This is a genomic window from Henriciella mobilis, assembly GCF_003576285.1.
GTDB classification, from domain to species: Bacteria; Pseudomonadota; Alphaproteobacteria; order Caulobacterales; family Hyphomonadaceae; genus Henriciella; species Henriciella mobilis.
Genome location: NZ_QWFX01000005.1, coordinates 759,631 through 775,742 on the forward strand (window position 1 = coordinate 759,631; position 16,112 = coordinate 775,742).

The window sequence follows — 16,112 nt, forward strand, 5'->3', positions numbered from 1 at the left end:
GACTGCACTCTGCCACCTTCATGACTGATAGTTAAACATTTTCCAGTCCTTGCCGGTGTCGATATCGATCAGCTGCGGCAAGAGCGAGACATGCGCGTGATCCGGCAGGTTCGACCAGACATCCTCCATGGCGTGCGGACCGGACCAGCGAACACCTGCAAAGACGTCCGGGGCGCGCAGGCTTTGGCTGAGGCCGAACAGCCAGAAGCCACCATCGGCGGCGGGACCGAACACGGCGCCCGTGCGGCGAAGGTGGCGTTCGGCCTGCCTCAGATGCCGGCGCGAAAGGCCCGGCGTGTCCGTGCCAACGAAGATGACCGGTCCATACGGTGCGCGCGTCATGGCCGCAGCAAGCCGGTCGCCCAGATCGCCGCGCACCTGCGGGACATGTTCGAACGCCAGCGGCCACAATCCGCCCAGCGTGTCGCCCACGGCTGACGGCGGTTCTATGTGCAGCTGCACCCGCCAGCCAAGGCCGCTCGCCGCGCGGACGGTCCGGGCGGTCGTAAAATGTGCGATGCGACGCGCCTCGGCCCGGCCCAGATCTTCTGCAAGACGGGTCTTCGAGACGCCCGCGCGCGGCGGCTTGGTGAAGATCATCAGGGTCGGTTTGGTCATGCAAATGCCATCAAGTCTGCTAAGCTCCAGAACAACCGAACGTATGACGAGGGGAATGGATCATATGAAAGGCCTTAAAAAGCTGGGCGCCCTGGCCATCATGATGGCCCTGGCAGGTTGCTATATTTCGCTTGAGCCGCTGATTGATGACAAGGCGGCAGTTCTGCCTGTCGACGGCCCGATTACCGTCTGCCTCGATGATGACGATCCATGCCTCACGCTTGAGCGGCGCGGCTATGGCTATTTCGCAGAGTCGCCGGACGAAGCGGAAGACGAGGTCGCGATCCGCTTTGCCCCGTTTGTCCAGGCCGCTGACCGGCAGGTCTTCATCGCCGAAGCAGGCATCAGGGAAGAGGATGGTATAGCCTACATGTACGGCCTCGCCCGCCGGCTGGCCGAACCGGATGCGCGCGGCGCCACCATGCAGATTGCCGCGCTGGACTGCGAGGAACTGGACGAAGCAGCGCTGGACGCTTTTGAGGCGAGCGGCGGGATGATCGACGATGGCAAGATTCGCGAATGCCAGCCGGCCTCGCTGGACCAGCTGAAGCAGACGCTGCTCGCCGCGCATGAGGCCGGGCTTGCCAGCGACGAGTGGTGGCAATTTCACTCCGAGGATTTCTAGCGGTATTCGCGGGCAAGCTTCTCCGGCGAAGCGCCCATCAGATAGCGGGTGATCAGCCAGGCATTCTTCCAGCTGCGCCTGCGCCAGCCGTCGCGCTCATACTTGGCGGCGGACGTGCGCGCTTCTGCCGAAAGGATGGCGAGCCGTTTGCGGCCGATGGCTTGCACGATACGGACATCTTCCATCAGCGGAATGTCGTCATAGCCGCCAATCTCGTCATAGAGCTTTCGAGGGATGAGCAGTCCCTGGTCGCCATAAGGCAGGCCGAGCCAGCGCGTCCGGCGATTGGCGCGTGAGGCGATGCGTTTCGCCATGCGCGCGTCGGAGCGGTAGACGAGCGAAAAGACGGCGGCCTTGTCCGGGCGGCTTTCGAGGTGATCGGCCACCCGCTCGGTCCAGTCGCGCGACAGGGCCGTGTCGGCATGCAGGAAAAGCAGCCATTCGCCGCGTGCCGCCTCCGCCCCGCGGATCAGCTGCGCCGCCCGCCCAGGTTCGCCCGTGACCAAGTCTGCGCCCGCGCCTTCGGCGATCAGGCGCGTCGCATCGTTCGACCCGCCATCGCTGATCACCAGTTCGCGGATCAGGCCCGCCTCGATGCCGGGTATCAGGCTGTCGATGCAGGCCGGCAGGTCGCCGCCGGCATTCAGGGTCGGAATGATGATCGAGATCGGTGCGGGCATCGCGTTTCTCTTAGCCCGAATTATCGCGGCGTCGAGTGCGGCGGTTTGCCGGGAACGGGCTGGCGCGGCCGCGCGTTTGGTGGGTCAGATATTAAAGACGGAAGGAAGACATTCATGTCGACGATCTACGAGACGCTGAAGAAAGACCATGACCGCCACCGCGAGCTGCTCGCCACCATTGCCGATACGCAGGGCGATAGCGAGACCCGGCGCAAGGCCTGGGATTCCTTCTACCACGATGTCAGCGCCCACGCCGCCGCCGAGGAAGAGACCTTCTATTCGAAGCTCATTGCGGACGAGGATGGCCAGCCCGAGGCGCGCCATTCGGTGGCTGAGCACAAAGAGATCGACGACATGCTGGAAGAGCTGAACGAAATCGACTTCTCATCGCCGGCCTGGCTGCCGAAATTCAAGGAAATGCGCCACCGCTACGAGCACCATATCGAGGAAGAGGAACAGGACATCTTTCCGGTCGCGGAAAACGTTCTAGGTGAAGATGGGAACGAAAAGTTCGGATCGGCGTTTGAGAAACGGAAAGACGCCGAGCTGGAGCTCGTCGAAGAGAAGGCCGAAGAAAGGCTCGAACAGTAGAGGTGGCAGGATCAGGCGCCGGACTTCACATCCGGTGGACATCCGCCAGATAAAGCCCGGGTGTAGAGCAACCCCTCCTCTTACGCCTGTGGCCCATCGGCCTGGAGTGTACCCCTCACACTCCAGGCTTTTTGTTTGTGGATAGCTCGTGCACACGCGCTGGACGGCCCCATGTTCAGGGATCATCTGTCCGGAGCGAGTCCATGAACCTGCATTCAATGATCATTCCCGCTTATATGAATGCGCTGGGAAACCTGTCCGGGGAGGTCGCGAAGGCAGTCGGCTGGGCCGGAGACTCCGACATCTCGGTAGATGCGCTGCTCAAAGCCAAGTTGGCGCCAGATATGTTCCCGCTTGAAACGCAGATTCGATTCACCTGCCATCAGGCGCGCGAAGTAGTGGCCCGACTGACGGACAAACCTGTCCCCGAAATTCCGCAGGTATCCGGGCTTGACGCTCTAAATGCTCTGATTGATCGCACAGTCGGCGAACTGGCTGCGGTTCCGGCCGATGCTTTTGATGGCGCGGAGGGGCGGCAGGTCAGGCTCGATCTGCCAAATGAAATGGTCTTCGAAATGACGGGCTTCGAATATGTCCGCGATTGGGCGCAGCCGCAGTTTCATTTCCATCGCATGACGGCTTACGCAATTATGCGCCACCTCGGTGTCCCGCTCGGCAAGGCGGACTATGTGGCCCACGCGCTAAAGTATCTTAAGTCACCGGTTTGAACAGATGCACGGCTTTCCGGTCGTCATCCCGGAATTCGGTTTAGCGAATGCCCGGGACGCAATGCCGTTAAGGTCAGTGGTCCTGAAGGACTGCGTCCCGGCTCTTCCTGCGGTCGGCCGGGAGGACGGTTGAAACGATCAGCTCAACGCTTCCAACCTTGCCTGAATGTTCAGCAGGTCTCTCCAGGCGCGACTCTTTTCTTCCGGGCGACGCAGCAGGAAGGCCGGGTGGAAGATCGGGAACATCGGGGCCTCATAGCCGCCCGGCGTCTTCAGCGCATGTTCCGACCCGCGCAGCTTCATGATGCCGACGCGCGACTGCAGCAGCGACTTCGCTGAAACCCCGCCTGCCGCGATGATCAGTTTCGGCTGGCCCAGCTCGATCATCCGGTCGACGAAAGGCCGGCAGAGTTCCAGCTCGTCATCGCTCGGATTGCGGTTACCCGGCGGGCGCCAGTAATTCACATTGGTGATGAAGGTATTTTCGGTGCGCGACAGGCCGATTGCGGCCAGCATCCTGTCGAGCAGCTGACCGGCCCTCCCGACAAAGGGCAGGCCTTTTGCGTCCTCCTCGGCGCCCGGGCCTTCGCCGATCACCATGACAGGGGCGCCCTGCACGCCGTCGAAACAGGCGGTGTTGCGCGCTGATTCCTTCAGGATGCAGCCGTCGAAGCCTTCAATCGCGGTCTTCAGCGCGTCCAGCGTATCGGCACCCGCGGCCAGTTCGCGCGCCTCGTTTACCCAGTCCGCATGGGTTTTCTTCATCAGGTGGCGCGGCAGGCGCTGAGGCTCTGCCTTGGCCGCAGGTGCAGCGGCGGCGCGGGCTTCAGCGGCCTTGCGCAGCGCCCGCATCTGCACCTCGTCAGCCTCCACGCCCATTTCGCCCCACCAATCGGTGAGGGCCTTTAACGCTAGGGAAGGATCAGGCTGGGACATACAGACCCTTTGGCAATCGGCGGATTCGACGGTAGACCGTCACCAGCACATGTATAGGGCAGGCGGGCAGGCGCCGCCACAGTCGGGAGTGAATTGATGAGCGAAGCAGTGGAACGCGAATCCATGGAATTCGATCTTGTGATCGTTGGCGGCGGGCCTGCAGGCCTTGCGGCAGCGATCCGGGCGAAGCAACTGGCAAATGAAGCCGGCGACGAGCTGGAAGTCGTCGTGCTCGAAAAAGGCGGCGAGATCGGCGCCCACATCCTGTCGGGCGTGGTGGTCGATCCGGTCGGCCTGGACGCCCTCATCCCCGACTGGCGCTCGCGCGACGACCGTCCGCTGAAGACGGAAGTGACGGGCGACAAATTCATCTGGCTTGGCCCGAAGGGCTCGATGGACATCTCCTGGCTGCCCATGCCGGGCTATATGAAGAACCACGGCAATTTCACCGGCTCGCTCGCCAATGTGACGCGCTGGCTCGGCCAGGAAGCGGAAAATCTCGGCGTTCAGGTCTTCCCCGGCTTTGCCGCATCCGAAGTTGTCTATGGCGACAATGGCGAAGTGAAGGGCGTCGTGGCCGGCGTCATGGGCATCGCCGCCGATGGCAGCCACAAGCCGGACTATGAGCCGGGCATGGAGCTGCTTGGGAAATATGTCCTGTTCGCTGAAGGTGCGCGGGGCTCGCTCTCCAAGCAGCTGATCGCGAAATACGCCCTCGATGAAGGCAAGGAGCCGCAGAAGTACGGCATCGGCCTGAAGGAACTCTGGTCTGTGCCGGAGGAGAATTTCAAGGAAGGTTACGTCCAGCATACGCTCGGCTGGCCGCTTGACGACAAGACAGGCGGCGGCAGCTTCCTCTATCATTTCCGCGATGGCGGAGAGCCCTTCGTCTCGCTCGGCTTCGTCGTGCACCTCAACTACAAGAACCCCTACCTGTCGCCCTATCAGGAGCTTCAGCGCTGGAAGCACCATCCCGACATCCTGAAATACATCGAGGGCGGCAAGCGCGTGGCCTATGGCGCGCGGGCCATCGTCGAGGGCGGCCACCAGTCGCTGCCGAAGCTGACCTTCCCGGGCGGCGCACTGATCGGCTGTTCGGCCGGCTTCGTGAATGTGCCGCGCATCAAGGGCAGCCACAATGCCATCCTGACCGGCATGATGGGCGCCGAAGCCGCCGTCGCCGCGATCAAGGAAGGCCGCCAGGGCGACGAGCTGCACGCCTATGCCGAAGCCTATGAAGGCTCTTCGGTCCGCAAGGAACTCTTCGCCGTGCGTAACGTGAAGCCGCTCCTGTCGAAACTGGGCACGACCATCGGCACGCTGATGGGTGGTGTCGAGATGTGGACCACGAAAATCCTCGGTGGCTTCTCCTTCTTCGGCACGCTGAAGCACGGCAAGTCCGATGCGCAGGCGCTTGAGCCCGCTTCCAAGCACAAGCCGATCGATTATCCCAAGCCTGATGGCAAGATCAGCTTCGACAAGCTGACCAATGTCTCCTTCACCAACACCAACCATGCCGAGGACCAGCCGGTCCACCTGATCGTCAAGGATATGGAGCTGCAGAAGAAGTCCGAGCACGACGTCTATGCCGGTCCGTCTGCGCGTTATTGCCCGGCAGGTGTGTATGAGTGGGTCGAGGAAGAAGGCAAGGAGCCGCGTTTCCAGATCAATTCGCAGAACTGCATCCACTGCAAGACCTGCGATATCAAGGACCCGAACCAGAACATCAACTGGACCACGCCGGAAGGCGGCGGCGGACCGGCCTATCCGAACATGTAGGGTGCCAGGGGGCCATTTTGGCTGACGATGTCGAGAGTTTCGAGTTCAAGCCGGCCCTTATGCGGGGCCGGGACAACTGGACCCTGGACGCCGGCTTCCTGACCCGGAATGGCGAGCTCTTCTGCAGCCTCGACAATGTCGCCGGTGTTCGGTTCGCGCAGCTGTCAGCCCGCCATACGCACAGTTCGTGGCTCGACCTCAAGCTTGAAGACCGCAAGGAGCGCATTTCCTGCAACCTCCCGCCGGGCGATGAAAGCAACAGCCAGTTCCTTGCGCTCGCCGCAGCGATCCTGGCCGACCTTGAAACGCGAAAGCCCGGCCTGAAGGTGGCGTTCGGGGCCGGCGGCGCGGTGCGCATCGCGATGTTTGCGATTGGCCTCCTTGCACTGGTTTTCGGTCTGATCGTGTGGATCATCCTCGCCAATGGCGGGGTCCGCGAGAGCAGGGCGCTGATGGCCTTCCTTTTCGCGGGCGGCTTTGTTCTCTTCGGCGGTGGCCTGGCCTGGTCCTACCGGCCATGGGCGCCGGCTGCCATGGTACCGGTCGAGACGGCCCGGTTACTTGTCGCGGGTCTGGCGCTGGACGATCAGCCAGAGCAGGGCCAGGACGACGGCGAAGCTCCAGAAGACCGCGAAGGGTAGCGCGCCGCCGCCGGATGCGGCGATCACGGCGCCGACCGCGCAGGCCGCTGACAGCCCCCACCACGCGACGGCGACGTCCCAGTGGCCCCAACCGGCTTTCCGCAAGGCCTGGTAGGCATGGTCGGTGTGGGCCTCGAACCACGCATCGCCATGCTTGGCGCGCATGATCAGGGTCAGCAGGACATCCACGAGGAAGGGCAGGGCGAGCGTGGCGACTGTCCATACGGAGAGGCCCGAGATCAGTGCCAGCGTCGCAAACAGCCCGCCAAGGCCGAACGCTCCGCAATCGCCCGCATAGAGCGTGCCTTTCATATTGTGCACGAGGAAACCGGCTATCGCCGCAATGATGACGGCCAGGCCCGGCGGGAAGGCTTCAGCGAAGACAACCGCCTGCGCACTGCCCAGCCCGGCAAACATGATGCCCAGCGAGCCGATGGACAGGCCGTTGCTGCCATCCATGAAGTTCGCCGCATTGGTAAAGACGATCAGCCACAGCGCCGAGCCAGCCAGCGTCACGACCGGCAGGCTGATAGAACCGAAGGGCGTGTCGAGCGCCGGGACGGCGTTTCCCAGAAATGGTGCTGCGATACAGATCAAGCCGACCAAGGCCAGCTTGACCTTTGCGGTCATGCCGAAAACATCATCCCAGGCACCGATCAGACAGAGCATTGATGCGATGGCGAGTGCGACGAGGATGAAGTCGAAGTCGCCTGGCAGCCAGTCGCTCTCAGCCATGCCGGGCACCCATTCATAGCCGACGGCTGCGAGGGCAAAGACAATCGCGATAGCGAATACGATTCCCATGCCGCCGAGGCGTGGCACCGGTGCGGCCTGCTGTTTGCGCTGGCCGTCCGGTGCGTCCACAACGCCGGACCGCTTGGTCAGCGCGCAGGCCGCATAAGCCAGAGGAGAGGCGATCAACGCGCCGGAGAGGGACAGGATGAACGGCATCAGTGTGCCTGGCTCCCGCCAAGCAGCGTCGGTGCGATCCACCAGCGCGGATGGCGCATACGTAGCGTTTCGCTGGCGTGCCGCAGATCCGTCCGCGATGAAAAAAGCGCGAAACAGGTAGCACCGGAGCCCGACAGCCGGGCCAGCAAGCTGCCCTTCAGCCCGGCCAGCTCACCGAGGACATTGGCGATTTCCGGCACGATCGAGATCGCGGGTGCCTGAAGGTCGTTGCGGGTCTCGGCTTCAAGCCAGGCGGCAAGCGTCTCAACGCCCTCGAAATCCGGCAACTCGGCCAGTTCGAGCGGAGCAGCCTGCCCCGCCGCATCGAAGGCGCGGAAGACCGGTCCGGTCGGACAGGCGAGTCCCGGATTGACCAACAGGATTGGCAGGTCCGGCAGGTTCGGCACCGGCGTGACCTGCTCGCCCTCGCCACGCATCAGGCAGGGGCGACTGAGGAAAGCGGCCGGGACATCGCCGCCGAGGCTCGCGGCGATGGTCATCGCGACCGGCGGGGTCAGTGTGCCGAGTTTCACCAGGATGCGCAGCATTGCTCCGGCATCGGCCGAGCCGCCGCCCAGACCGGCGGCCACTGGCAGCTCCTTGTGCAGGCTCATCGCCATGGGCGGCACGCGCAGTCCGCGCGCCTGGCAGGCGGCAAGCGCCTGTACGACGAGATTGTCCGGTGTCGCCAGATCATAGGTCGCGAACTGGCCGTGCAGGTCGAGGCTTGGCTGGGTGGCCTTGCGGGCTTCCAGACGGTCGGAGGCTTCAGGGCCGGCAAACATCACCAGCGAATCGAGGTCGTGGCGCCCGTTCTCCTTTGCCGGGCCAACATGCAGGAACAGATTGACCTTCGCCGGGGCCAGCATCAGGGACGCTGAGCCTGCGCTGGATAAGGCTTCGGCCCGGTGAGCAGCTTGCGCCGCAGGTCCTCGATCTCGTCCTGGTTTTCGACAAGGGTGATTGCCCGCTGCCACTGATAGCGCGCTTCGGTCGTGCGGCCTGCAGCCCAGTAGGCGTCGCCGAGATGGTCGTTGATTTCGGCTACTCCGGGGGAGAGTTCGACTGCGCGTTCGAGGTATCCAATGGCGGTTTCAATATCGCCCAGCTTGTAATGTGCCCAGCCGAGACTGTCCGTGATCGCGCCGCTGTCGGGGCGAAGCGTCAGGGCCCGGCGGATCATGTCCAGACCGGCTTCAAGATTGGTGCCCCGGTCGACCCAGCTATAGCCAAGATAGTTCAGCACCTCAGCCGAATTCGGATTGAGCGCGAGTGCCTTTTCCAGATCCGCTTCCGCCAGCGGCCAGAGACCGAGCGTTTCGCGCAGCGCGCCACGTGCATAGTAAAGCCGCCAGTCCGAGCGGTTCTCCCGGGTGTCCTGCTCGATGATCTCGGTAAAGACCTGCGCGGCCTCGCCGTCGCGGTCGAGCGAGCGCAGCAGGTCGCCCATCTGGATCTTGAGGTCGCGATCCGGGTTGTTGGCGAGGGTGCGGTAGACCAGGTCGAGGGCCTTCTCGTTCTGCTCATCGCGCCGCAGGGCCCAGGCAAGCTGGCCGCGCGCGCTGGTGTAATAGGGTGAGCTGACCGGGATCGACTCCAGCATCTGGATCGACTCGCCGCTGCGCCCGGCCGTATCCAGCGCGTCGGCCCAGAGCGAGCGGGCCGCATGCAGGTCGGGGTCGAGGCGCAAGGCGACGGCGTAGTAGACACCTGGCAGGTCCGTCTGCGACTGCGCTGCCAGGGCTGCAGCAGGCACATAGACCGACAGCGCGGCCCCCTGGCGCGCATCCAGGCGCTGTACGCTGAGTGTCTCACCGGCCCGGATGCGCTCTGCGAGGTTCGAGACCACCGGATTGGGGCCGGCATGCGTCAGGAAATTTTCAAGCACGCCCAGCGCCTTCTCGCTCTCGCCATTGGCCGACAGCAGCCGGGCATAGCTGTCGGCAGCCACGGCGATCAGCGTGCCATTGGCATCGATCCGCGAGAACGTGTCGAGCGCGGATTCATCGTCGCCGCTCGCTACTTCCATCAGCGCGAGCAGGTTGAGGACCAGGCTGTCGAGATAAGGGTCGCCGCTGGACGCATCGAGCAGCGCCATCTGTGCTTCGCCCGGCTTGCCTTCGCCGAACAGCGCCCAGGCGCGCAGCGAAGTGAAGATCAGTGCATTAAAGACGGCCGGCTCGTCGCCCACGAGCTGTACCGGGACGGAGCCATAGTCCTTGCGGGCCAGCGCATCGGCAGCCAGCGTCATGCGCGCCAGGTCCGAGCTGGACAGCGTTCCCGCGCCGGCCTTCGCCGAGATGGAGCGGGCAAGGCCAAACTCGTCGGCGAGCAGGGCAGAAAAGACCGCGCGGTCGATGATCGACAGGTCGCCTGGCCGGTCGCGCGCGACAAGCGCGTACTTCTCGGCCGCCTCGACCGGATCGTTGATCAGGGAAGCGTAGCGGGCAATCAGGAACTGGCTGTAATTGTCAGCTGCTGCAGCTGTGGCCGCTTCGGCACGCGCGGCGGCCAGCCGCGCAGCCAGCGTTTCCTCGCGGCTGTCTGCGACTGTGGCACAGCCGGCAAGACAAAGCAGGGCAATGGAGGCGACGGACCCGAGACGCAACATAGTCATTAGATGATCGAAACTCCCGCCGAGTGCAAATCTGCCGTTCAGGTTCGGCACCGGCTAACGCCCTGACCCTTTAAGCATTGTGGTGCCTGAAGATTGAGAAAACGCAATCTTCAGGCCAGTTCCGCCTCAGATATCCTGGCGGCTGACTTCGCCCTGGTCGCCGAGAGAAACGTCCGGAAGTGGCTTCTTCTCAGGTGGCGGACCGTCGATGCCATTTTCCAGCTTGTCCTTGATCTTGGCGCGCTTGTCCTCGCTCGGATAGTCGCCCAGCGCCCGGCGCCAGGCTTCCTTGGCCGCTTCCTTGTCGCCAAGGTGCCAGTAGATATCGCCGAGGTGGTCCTCGATTTCCCAATGTGTATTCGGTGCGAGTTCCCGGCGGCTCTGTTCGATGTAGCGCTTGGCCCCTTCAAGGTCGCCGAGCTTGTAGCGGGCCCAGCCGAAACTGTCGGCGATATAGGGATCCGAAGGGGCGAGCGAGTTGGCGCGCGCCAGAACGCGATAGGCCTCTTCGAACTTGTCGGTATGCTCGACGAGGAAATAGCCGAGCGTGTTGAGCATGTAGGGATCGTTCGGCCGGGCCAGCGCCTCGGTGCGGATCAGGCGCAGCGCCTCGTCAATCTCGTCGGCTTCTGCCAAGGCATTCGCAAGCGCCATGCGGCGGTCATGTGTATCGTCCAGCTGGCGGGCTTCGCGGGCATGGTAGAGCGCCTGGTCGAACTGGCCGAACTGCGAATAGATGGCTGAGCTTGAGCCATGCGCATTCGCCTTCTCGGCATCGGTTTCGGCGAGGTCAGGCATGAGTTCGGCGATCTCGGTGGCTTTTGGCTCATCGTCCAGTAGCGCGTAGATCATCATCGCTGTGGAATAGGTCCCCAGCGCCTCATCCTCTTCGGCAAGGTCAATCGCTTTGTCGAGCGCGGCGCGGGCCTTGTCGTCATGGCCGAGACGGACCTGCGACTGGGCGACGGCAAGCTGCAGCCCGGCCGTCATTTCAGGGGCTGCGCGCGCGACATGGGCGGCCGCTTCGAAAAGGGTTTCATCGTAAAGGTCGCCGACCACGCCGAGCCGCAGCCCGTCATTGCCCGGATCGATGAGGAGGGCGAGCTGGTCAAATGCCGATTTCGTATCGTCAAAGCCGCGAATCCGCTCCCCGGCCAGCGCCGAGCGGATCAGCCGCTGATAGGCGAGCGACAGGGAGTAGTCGCTCATTGAGCGCGCAAACGCACCGTCCACGTCAAGCGCTTCGGTCTCAAGGCCGCGGCCGGTTTCGAGCTGGTTGATCGCCGCGGCATAGGAAGCGGTCTCTTCCGGCTCGGCCTCGGCCAGCCGTTCATACAGCGCCTTGGCCTCGTCGAGCCGGCCAAGCCGGCGCAGCAGCAGCGCCTGGCGGGCGATGACCAGTTTCACATGGCTGTAGAGCAGGTTCTGTGGATCGAACTCATGTTCCGGTGCCTGGATCTTCGTCGGCGTGATCGCGGAATAGACGGCGAGGGCTTCTTCCTCGCGTCCGGCAACATCGAGCAGGGCAGCGAGGGACAGGTCGCCGGTCAGGCCGGGCAGGCGCGAGCCGACTGTCCTGTGGGCATCGACGGCAGCGTCGAAGTCACCGCTCTGGGCGAGGTACCAAGCCTCCAGGAAGCCGGCCATGGCCGCCATCTCTTCGCTTTCGAGCGCCGGCTGCAGGGTTTCGAGCGCGGCGGCGGGATCGTGGCCGGCAGCCTTGTCGATCGACAACACGATCGAGGCAAACGGGGTCGGCTCGCCCTCGCGTTGGTTATTCGTCCTGATCGAGGCGATGAAAGCCGCCATGTCGCCCGCCTTCACGGCATCGACCGGCGAGTCGTAGGCCAGCAGGCCGACCGGCCGGCCATCCTCGTCGAGCACCGCCGTCTTCATGGCCGCGTCCGACACGTCGTAGACGCCGCTATAGGCTGACAGGGCACCGAGGACTTCCTGCTTGCGCGCATCCAGCGCCTGCTGTTCGGATGCTGAAAGACTGCTGCCGCCAGCCGGGTTCGCACAGCCCGCAATGCAAAGAGAAGTAAGCGCGATCGCAGACGTCAGAAGCTGTCTCATGAGTGTCCTCGTGGCCGGTCAAAAAACTGTGCCGGGGCAGGGCGGGCCTGTCCAGTCCCGGCCAGCTGATACCAGAGATGTGGCATGAGTCTGACCGGAACTGTGATTGGCATATGGCGAAGCAGCAGGCTCAGTAGGCCCGCTTGACGCAGAAGTCGGCGAGGTCGCTCAGCACGTCCCGCCACTGGCTTTCAGGAAGGGTCTTGAGCGCCGATTTCGCGAGGCCCGCATAGGCTTCGGCTTCGGCGATCGTTGCTTCGGCGGCGCCGGTCGTGCGAATGAGATGGATGGCCCGGGCAAGGTCATTGTCGGTCTGTGTCTCGACATTCAGGGCCCGCTCCCAGAAAGCATGGTCCTCGGTCTGGCCGCGGCGCCGCGCAATGATCACGGGCAGTGTGACCTTGCCTTCCCGGAAGTCGTCGCCGACCGCCTTGCCGATAATGGAGGTTGCGCCGCCATAATCGAGGACATCGTCGACAATCTGGAAAGCCAGGCCGAGATTCTTGCCATAGGTCGCCAGCGCCGGGGCATGGTCCTCGCTGCCGCCAGACAGGGCGCCGGCCCGCGCGGCCGCTTCGAACAGTGCAGCGGTCTTGGCTTCAATGATGGCGAGATAATCTTCTGTCGGCAGGTCCAGCTTGCCCTGGGCGGCGAGCTGGCGAACTTCGCCCTCGGCAATCACCGAGGATGCATTCGACAGGATGTCGAGGATTTCCAGCGAACCGGTTTCGACCATAAGCGTAAAGGCCCGCGCGAACAGGAAGTCGCCGACCAGGATGGAGGCTGAATTGCCCCAGACAGACTTTGCGGCAGGCTTGCCGCGCCTGAGGTCGCTCTCATCGACGACGTCATCATGCAGGAGGGTGGCGGTGTGGATGAACTCGACCGCCGCTGCGAGGGCGTGGGTCGAAGGGTTGGCGCCGCCGACAGCCTGGGCGGCTGCCAGGGTCAGCATTGGCCGCAAGCGCTTGCCGCCCGCTGACACAATATAACCCGACAGGTCCGGAATGATGTCGACCGGGCTCTTGGCGCGCTGGCGCAGCAGCGTCTCGACGCCTTCAAGATCGGATTCAAGGAGCGACTGGAGCCTGTCGATGACAGACTTGATATTGCCGGAATTGCGCGCTGTGGCAGTAATGGTCACGAGGGGTCCTGTACTCTAAGGCTCAGGGCAGTAGCTATGATTAGCATGAAGTTGCAATAACATGGCTGCGATCAAGGGCCGCATATAGCGGAATAAGAGTTATGGAAGAAGTGTTTCGCACAAATGATCCCGTCAAGCTCAGCTATATCCGCCACTTGATGGCGGAGGCGGGGATCGCCTGCTACGTCCTCGATGAGCACACCGCCTATATCGACGGGCGAGGGCCGATGGTGCCGATCCGTGTGGTCGTTCACCCCGATGATGCCGAGCGGGCCCGCAGCGAACTGAGCGAGCTTGACCAGGATGGCTGAACCGGATGTGACGGCCGATGCCTTCCTTGGCGGCCATGTCACCGTGTTCCAGACGAAGAAGGGGTTTCGCGCAGGGACTGACAGCGTCCTGCTCGCCGCTGCGCTGGATGCTGAGCAGACCGGCGAGGCCTGCGAGTTCGGCTGCGGGGCAGGGGGCGCGCTGTTCCCCGCGGCGTGGCGGTTGAAAAAGGCTAATTTTACAGGGCTTGAGGCCGATCCCCTGATGCTCGATCTGGCGCGCAGGGGGCTGGCGGAAAACGGCTTTGGAGAGCGGGTGCAGCTGCTCCAGCAGGACATCGCCCAAATCCCGCGCGACTGGGAGAACCGCTTCGATATCGCTTTTTCCAACCCGCCCTTCTTCGAGGCGGGCAAGATCACAGCGCCCGGCGAAGGCCGCGAGCGCGCCTACCTGGAGTCGGTCCCGCTCAAGGACTGGATTGGCGCGATGCTGTTCACGCTGAAGCCGAAGGGCCGCTTCGTGATGATCCACCGCGCCTCGGAACTGGCCCGCATCCTCGCGGCGATCGAGCGGCGCACCGGCGAGATCACCGTGATGCCGGTGCGCTCCTGGCCGGGGGCCGATGCCAAGCGGGTCATCGTGAAGGCGCGCAAGGGTCTGCGGTCCGGCCCGATGCGGCTGCTCGCCGGGATCGACATCTATGAGTCAAAAGGCGGTCCGCGCACGGCGCTTATGGAAGAGATTTCACGTTCCGGCGGCGCGCTGGATTGGTGAGAATCCAGTTGATTGGGATATGGCCCATCTCTTTGAGGTCGGTGCCTTGTCCAACAATTGCCGCTTTCCGTGTTAAAGTGAATTTATGCAGGTCTATTTCACCATGCTGATGATCTCCGGCGGGATTGCCGGACTGGCTGCCGGTGTGCTGGCGCATCCGAAATTCTACGCCGTGGTGTTCAACAAGAGCCGCTTCGACAGCGCCGATCACGATCACGCCTGCGACTGATCGCGCGGCGGGCTCTCGGCACCCTGCAGTTGCGCAACCTGCCGTCTGGGAGTAGGCCGGAAACCTTTCTATCTGGCCACCGACTCAGGCGCCCCATGACTGCACCGACTGCCCGCGAAAAACCCGCTTCCTTCCAGGACCTTATCCTGCGGCTCCAGGCCTATTGGGCCGCGCAGGGCTGCGCCATCCTGCAGCCCTATGACATGGAAGTCGGCGCCGGGACGCTGCATCCGGCGACCGTGCTGCGGGCCCTCGGGCCGAAGGATTGGCGCGCCGCCTATGTCCAGCCCTCGCGCCGCCCCGCCGATGCGCGCTATGGCGAAAACCCCAACCGGCTCGGCCATTACTACCAGTACCAGGTCATCCTGAAGCCGAACCCGGCCAATCTCCAGGACCTCTATCTCAACTCGCTCTACGAGATCGGCATCGACCCGTCCGTCCACGATATCCGCTTTGTCGAGGATGACTGGGAGAACCCGACCGTCGGCGCCTGGGGGCTTGGCTGGGAAGTCTGGTGCGACGGCATGGAAGTCAGTCAGTACACCTATTTCCAGCAGGTTGGCGGGCTCGACGTCTTCCCGGTCTCGGGCGAACTGACCTACGGCCTCGAACGCCTCGCCATGTATGTGTTCGGCGTCGACAATGTCTACAACCTGCCTTTCAACGACCCGGCCTCGGAGACCCCGCTCTCCTATGGCGACGTCTTCCTGCAGAATGAGCGTGAGCAGTCGGCCTTCAATTTCGAGCTGGCCGATGTCGAGATGCTGCAGAGCTGGTTTACCGGCTGCGAGAAGCAGTCCACGGCGCTGCGCGAGGCGGGCAAGCCGCTTCCCGCCTATGACTTCGCGCTGAAGGCCTCCCACGTCTTCAACCTGATTGATGCGCGCGGGGCGATCTCCCCGACCGAGCGCCAGGCCTTTATCGGCCGGGTGCGCGACCTGGCCCGCGGCGCGGCCGAGCTGTGGGCGAAACAGGAAGAGGAGCGCGCGGCATGAGGCTGGCGGCGTTCCTCCCGGTTGCACTGATGCTCGCCGCCTGCGGTGAGGGGCCGGCGACGCCGCCCGAGACCGCGCCGGCCGCCCCGGTCATCGCGACCGACATGGTGAACCCGGTCGAGGACCCGTTCTGCACCTTCACCGCCGAAAACGCCGAGACGAGCGGCGAGGAGATCCCCTACGTCTTCGTCACCAGCATCGGCGACAGTGTCTATCATGGCTATGCCAAGCTGGACGGCACGGTACGCGAGCTGACCGAGATAGAGGCCGGCTTCGGCGCGGGTCTGGAAACCCGCCGCTATGTCACCGACGACGACAGTATTGAGCTGGAAGTCATCCTGCTGACCGAGCAGGAGCGGCCGACGGCCACCGAATATACCGGCTCCGTGCGCGTGATTTACCCGGTTGAGGGCGAGGCCGTGAAATTCTATGGCGAGTGCCAGGCGGAGGACTGAACC

General features: G+C 63.6%; 18 protein-coding genes. 10 read left to right on the plus strand and 8 right to left on the minus strand.

What is annotated here, in order from left to right:
• Positions 1 to 18: 18 nt before the first annotated feature.
• On the minus strand, positions 19 to 618 hold the full coding sequence (locus D1223_RS03570; protein ID WP_119375015.1) for a TIGR04282 family arsenosugar biosynthesis glycosyltransferase: 600 nt from the start codon (positions 616 to 618) through the stop codon (positions 19 to 21).
• 64 nt (positions 619 to 682) lie between these two features.
• Between D1223_RS03570 and D1223_RS03575 the strand changes: the two genes are divergently transcribed.
• Positions 683 to 1,243 carry a hypothetical protein gene (locus tag D1223_RS03575; RefSeq protein ID WP_147372659.1) on the plus strand — a complete coding sequence of 187 codons (561 nt, stop codon included), beginning with the start codon at positions 683 to 685 and terminating at the stop codon, positions 1,241 to 1,243.
• Here D1223_RS03575 and D1223_RS03580 read toward each other — a convergent pair.
• A complete protein-coding gene (locus D1223_RS03580) occupies positions 1,240 to 1,923 on the minus strand; it encodes a TIGR04283 family arsenosugar biosynthesis glycosyltransferase (RefSeq protein WP_119375017.1) in 684 nt (227 codons plus the stop codon). The two genes, D1223_RS03575 and D1223_RS03580, sit on opposite strands and share 4 nt — an antisense overlap.
• A 114-nt stretch (positions 1,924 to 2,037) precedes the next feature.
• On the opposite strand from D1223_RS03580, the gene D1223_RS03585 reads away from it, so the two are divergent.
• Both D1223_RS03585 and D1223_RS03590 read left to right on the plus strand, forming a co-directional pair.
• The gene (locus tag D1223_RS03585; protein WP_119375018.1) at positions 2,038 to 2,514 is read left to right on the plus strand and encodes a hemerythrin domain-containing protein; all 477 of its coding nucleotides are present in this window, start codon (positions 2,038 to 2,040) and stop codon (positions 2,512 to 2,514) included.
• Between the two features lie 203 nt (positions 2,515 to 2,717).
• Positions 2,718 to 3,242 (plus strand): DUF1993 domain-containing protein, encoded by a 525-nt coding sequence (locus D1223_RS03590; protein ID WP_119375019.1) that lies wholly within the window; start codon positions 2,718 to 2,720, stop codon positions 3,240 to 3,242.
• 138 nt (positions 3,243 to 3,380) lie between these two features.
• Here D1223_RS03590 and D1223_RS03595 read toward each other — a convergent pair whose 3' ends face one another.
• A complete protein-coding gene (locus D1223_RS03595; RefSeq protein ID WP_119375020.1) occupies positions 3,381 to 4,178 on the minus strand; it encodes a uracil-DNA glycosylase in 798 nt (265 codons plus the stop codon).
• A 96-nt stretch (positions 4,179 to 4,274) separates the two neighbouring features.
• Between D1223_RS03595 and D1223_RS03600 the strand changes: the two genes are divergently transcribed.
• Positions 4,275 to 5,957: an electron transfer flavoprotein-ubiquinone oxidoreductase gene (locus D1223_RS03600; protein ID WP_119375021.1), complete on the plus strand. Its 1,683-nt coding sequence runs from the start codon at positions 4,275 to 4,277 to the stop codon at positions 5,955 to 5,957.
• 17 nt (positions 5,958 to 5,974) lie between these two features.
• A complete protein-coding gene (locus D1223_RS03605; RefSeq protein ID WP_119375022.1) occupies positions 5,975 to 6,598 on the plus strand; it encodes a hypothetical protein in 624 nt (207 codons plus the stop codon).
• Here D1223_RS03605 and D1223_RS03610 read toward each other — a convergent pair.
• The 5 genes from D1223_RS03610 to D1223_RS03630 form a co-directional block, all read right to left on the minus strand.
• On the minus strand, positions 6,515 to 7,549 hold the full coding sequence (locus D1223_RS03610; RefSeq protein WP_119375023.1) for a glycosyltransferase family 4 protein: 1,035 nt from the start codon (positions 7,547 to 7,549) through the stop codon (positions 6,515 to 6,517). The genes D1223_RS03605 and D1223_RS03610 overlap by 84 nt on opposite strands.
• The gene (locus D1223_RS03615; protein ID WP_119375024.1) at positions 7,549 to 8,418 is read right to left on the minus strand and encodes a 4-(cytidine 5'-diphospho)-2-C-methyl-D-erythritol kinase; all 870 of its coding nucleotides are present in this window, start codon (positions 8,416 to 8,418) and stop codon (positions 7,549 to 7,551) included. The genes D1223_RS03610 and D1223_RS03615 overlap by 1 nt, the downstream gene beginning before the upstream one ends.
• Positions 8,418 to 10,166, minus strand: coding sequence for a tetratricopeptide repeat protein (locus tag D1223_RS03620; protein ID WP_119375025.1), 1,749 nt, complete (start codon positions 10,164 to 10,166; stop codon positions 8,418 to 8,420). Before D1223_RS03620 ends, D1223_RS03615 begins: the two co-directional genes overlap by 1 nt.
• A gap of 126 nt (positions 10,167 to 10,292) precedes the next feature.
• A complete protein-coding gene (locus tag D1223_RS03625; RefSeq protein WP_119375026.1) occupies positions 10,293 to 12,242 on the minus strand; it encodes a tetratricopeptide repeat protein in 1,950 nt (649 codons plus the stop codon).
• Between the two features lie 130 nt (positions 12,243 to 12,372).
• Positions 12,373 to 13,386: a polyprenyl synthetase family protein gene (locus tag D1223_RS03630; RefSeq protein WP_119375027.1), complete on the minus strand. Its 1,014-nt coding sequence runs from the start codon at positions 13,384 to 13,386 to the stop codon at positions 12,373 to 12,375.
• 101 nt (positions 13,387 to 13,487) lie between these two features.
• On the opposite strand from D1223_RS03630, the gene D1223_RS03635 reads away from it, so the two are divergent.
• The 5 genes from D1223_RS03635 (at position 13,488) to D1223_RS03650 (ending at position 16,109) form a co-directional block, all read left to right on the plus strand.
• Positions 13,488 to 13,697 carry a putative signal transducing protein gene (locus D1223_RS03635; protein WP_119375028.1) on the plus strand — a complete coding sequence of 70 codons (210 nt, stop codon included), beginning with the start codon at positions 13,488 to 13,490 and terminating at the stop codon, positions 13,695 to 13,697.
• Positions 13,690 to 14,430: a tRNA1(Val) (adenine(37)-N6)-methyltransferase gene (locus D1223_RS03640; protein ID WP_119375029.1), complete on the plus strand. Its 741-nt coding sequence runs from the start codon at positions 13,690 to 13,692 to the stop codon at positions 14,428 to 14,430. Before D1223_RS03635 ends, D1223_RS03640 begins: the two co-directional genes overlap by 8 nt.
• An 85-nt stretch (positions 14,431 to 14,515) precedes the next feature.
• Complete coding sequence (locus tag D1223_RS18790; protein ID WP_158586629.1) at positions 14,516 to 14,659, plus strand: hypothetical protein; 144 nt, start codon at positions 14,516 to 14,518, stop codon at positions 14,657 to 14,659.
• Positions 14,660 to 14,754: 95 nt separating this feature from the next.
• The gene (locus D1223_RS03645) at positions 14,755 to 15,654 is read left to right on the plus strand and encodes a glycine--tRNA ligase subunit alpha (RefSeq protein ID WP_119375030.1); all 900 of its coding nucleotides are present in this window, start codon (positions 14,755 to 14,757) and stop codon (positions 15,652 to 15,654) included.
• Complete coding sequence (locus D1223_RS03650) at positions 15,651 to 16,109, plus strand: hypothetical protein (protein ID WP_119375031.1); 459 nt, start codon at positions 15,651 to 15,653, stop codon at positions 16,107 to 16,109. The genes D1223_RS03645 and D1223_RS03650 overlap by 4 nt, the downstream gene beginning before the upstream one ends.
• The last annotated feature ends 3 nt before the right edge of the window (positions 16,110 to 16,112 follow it).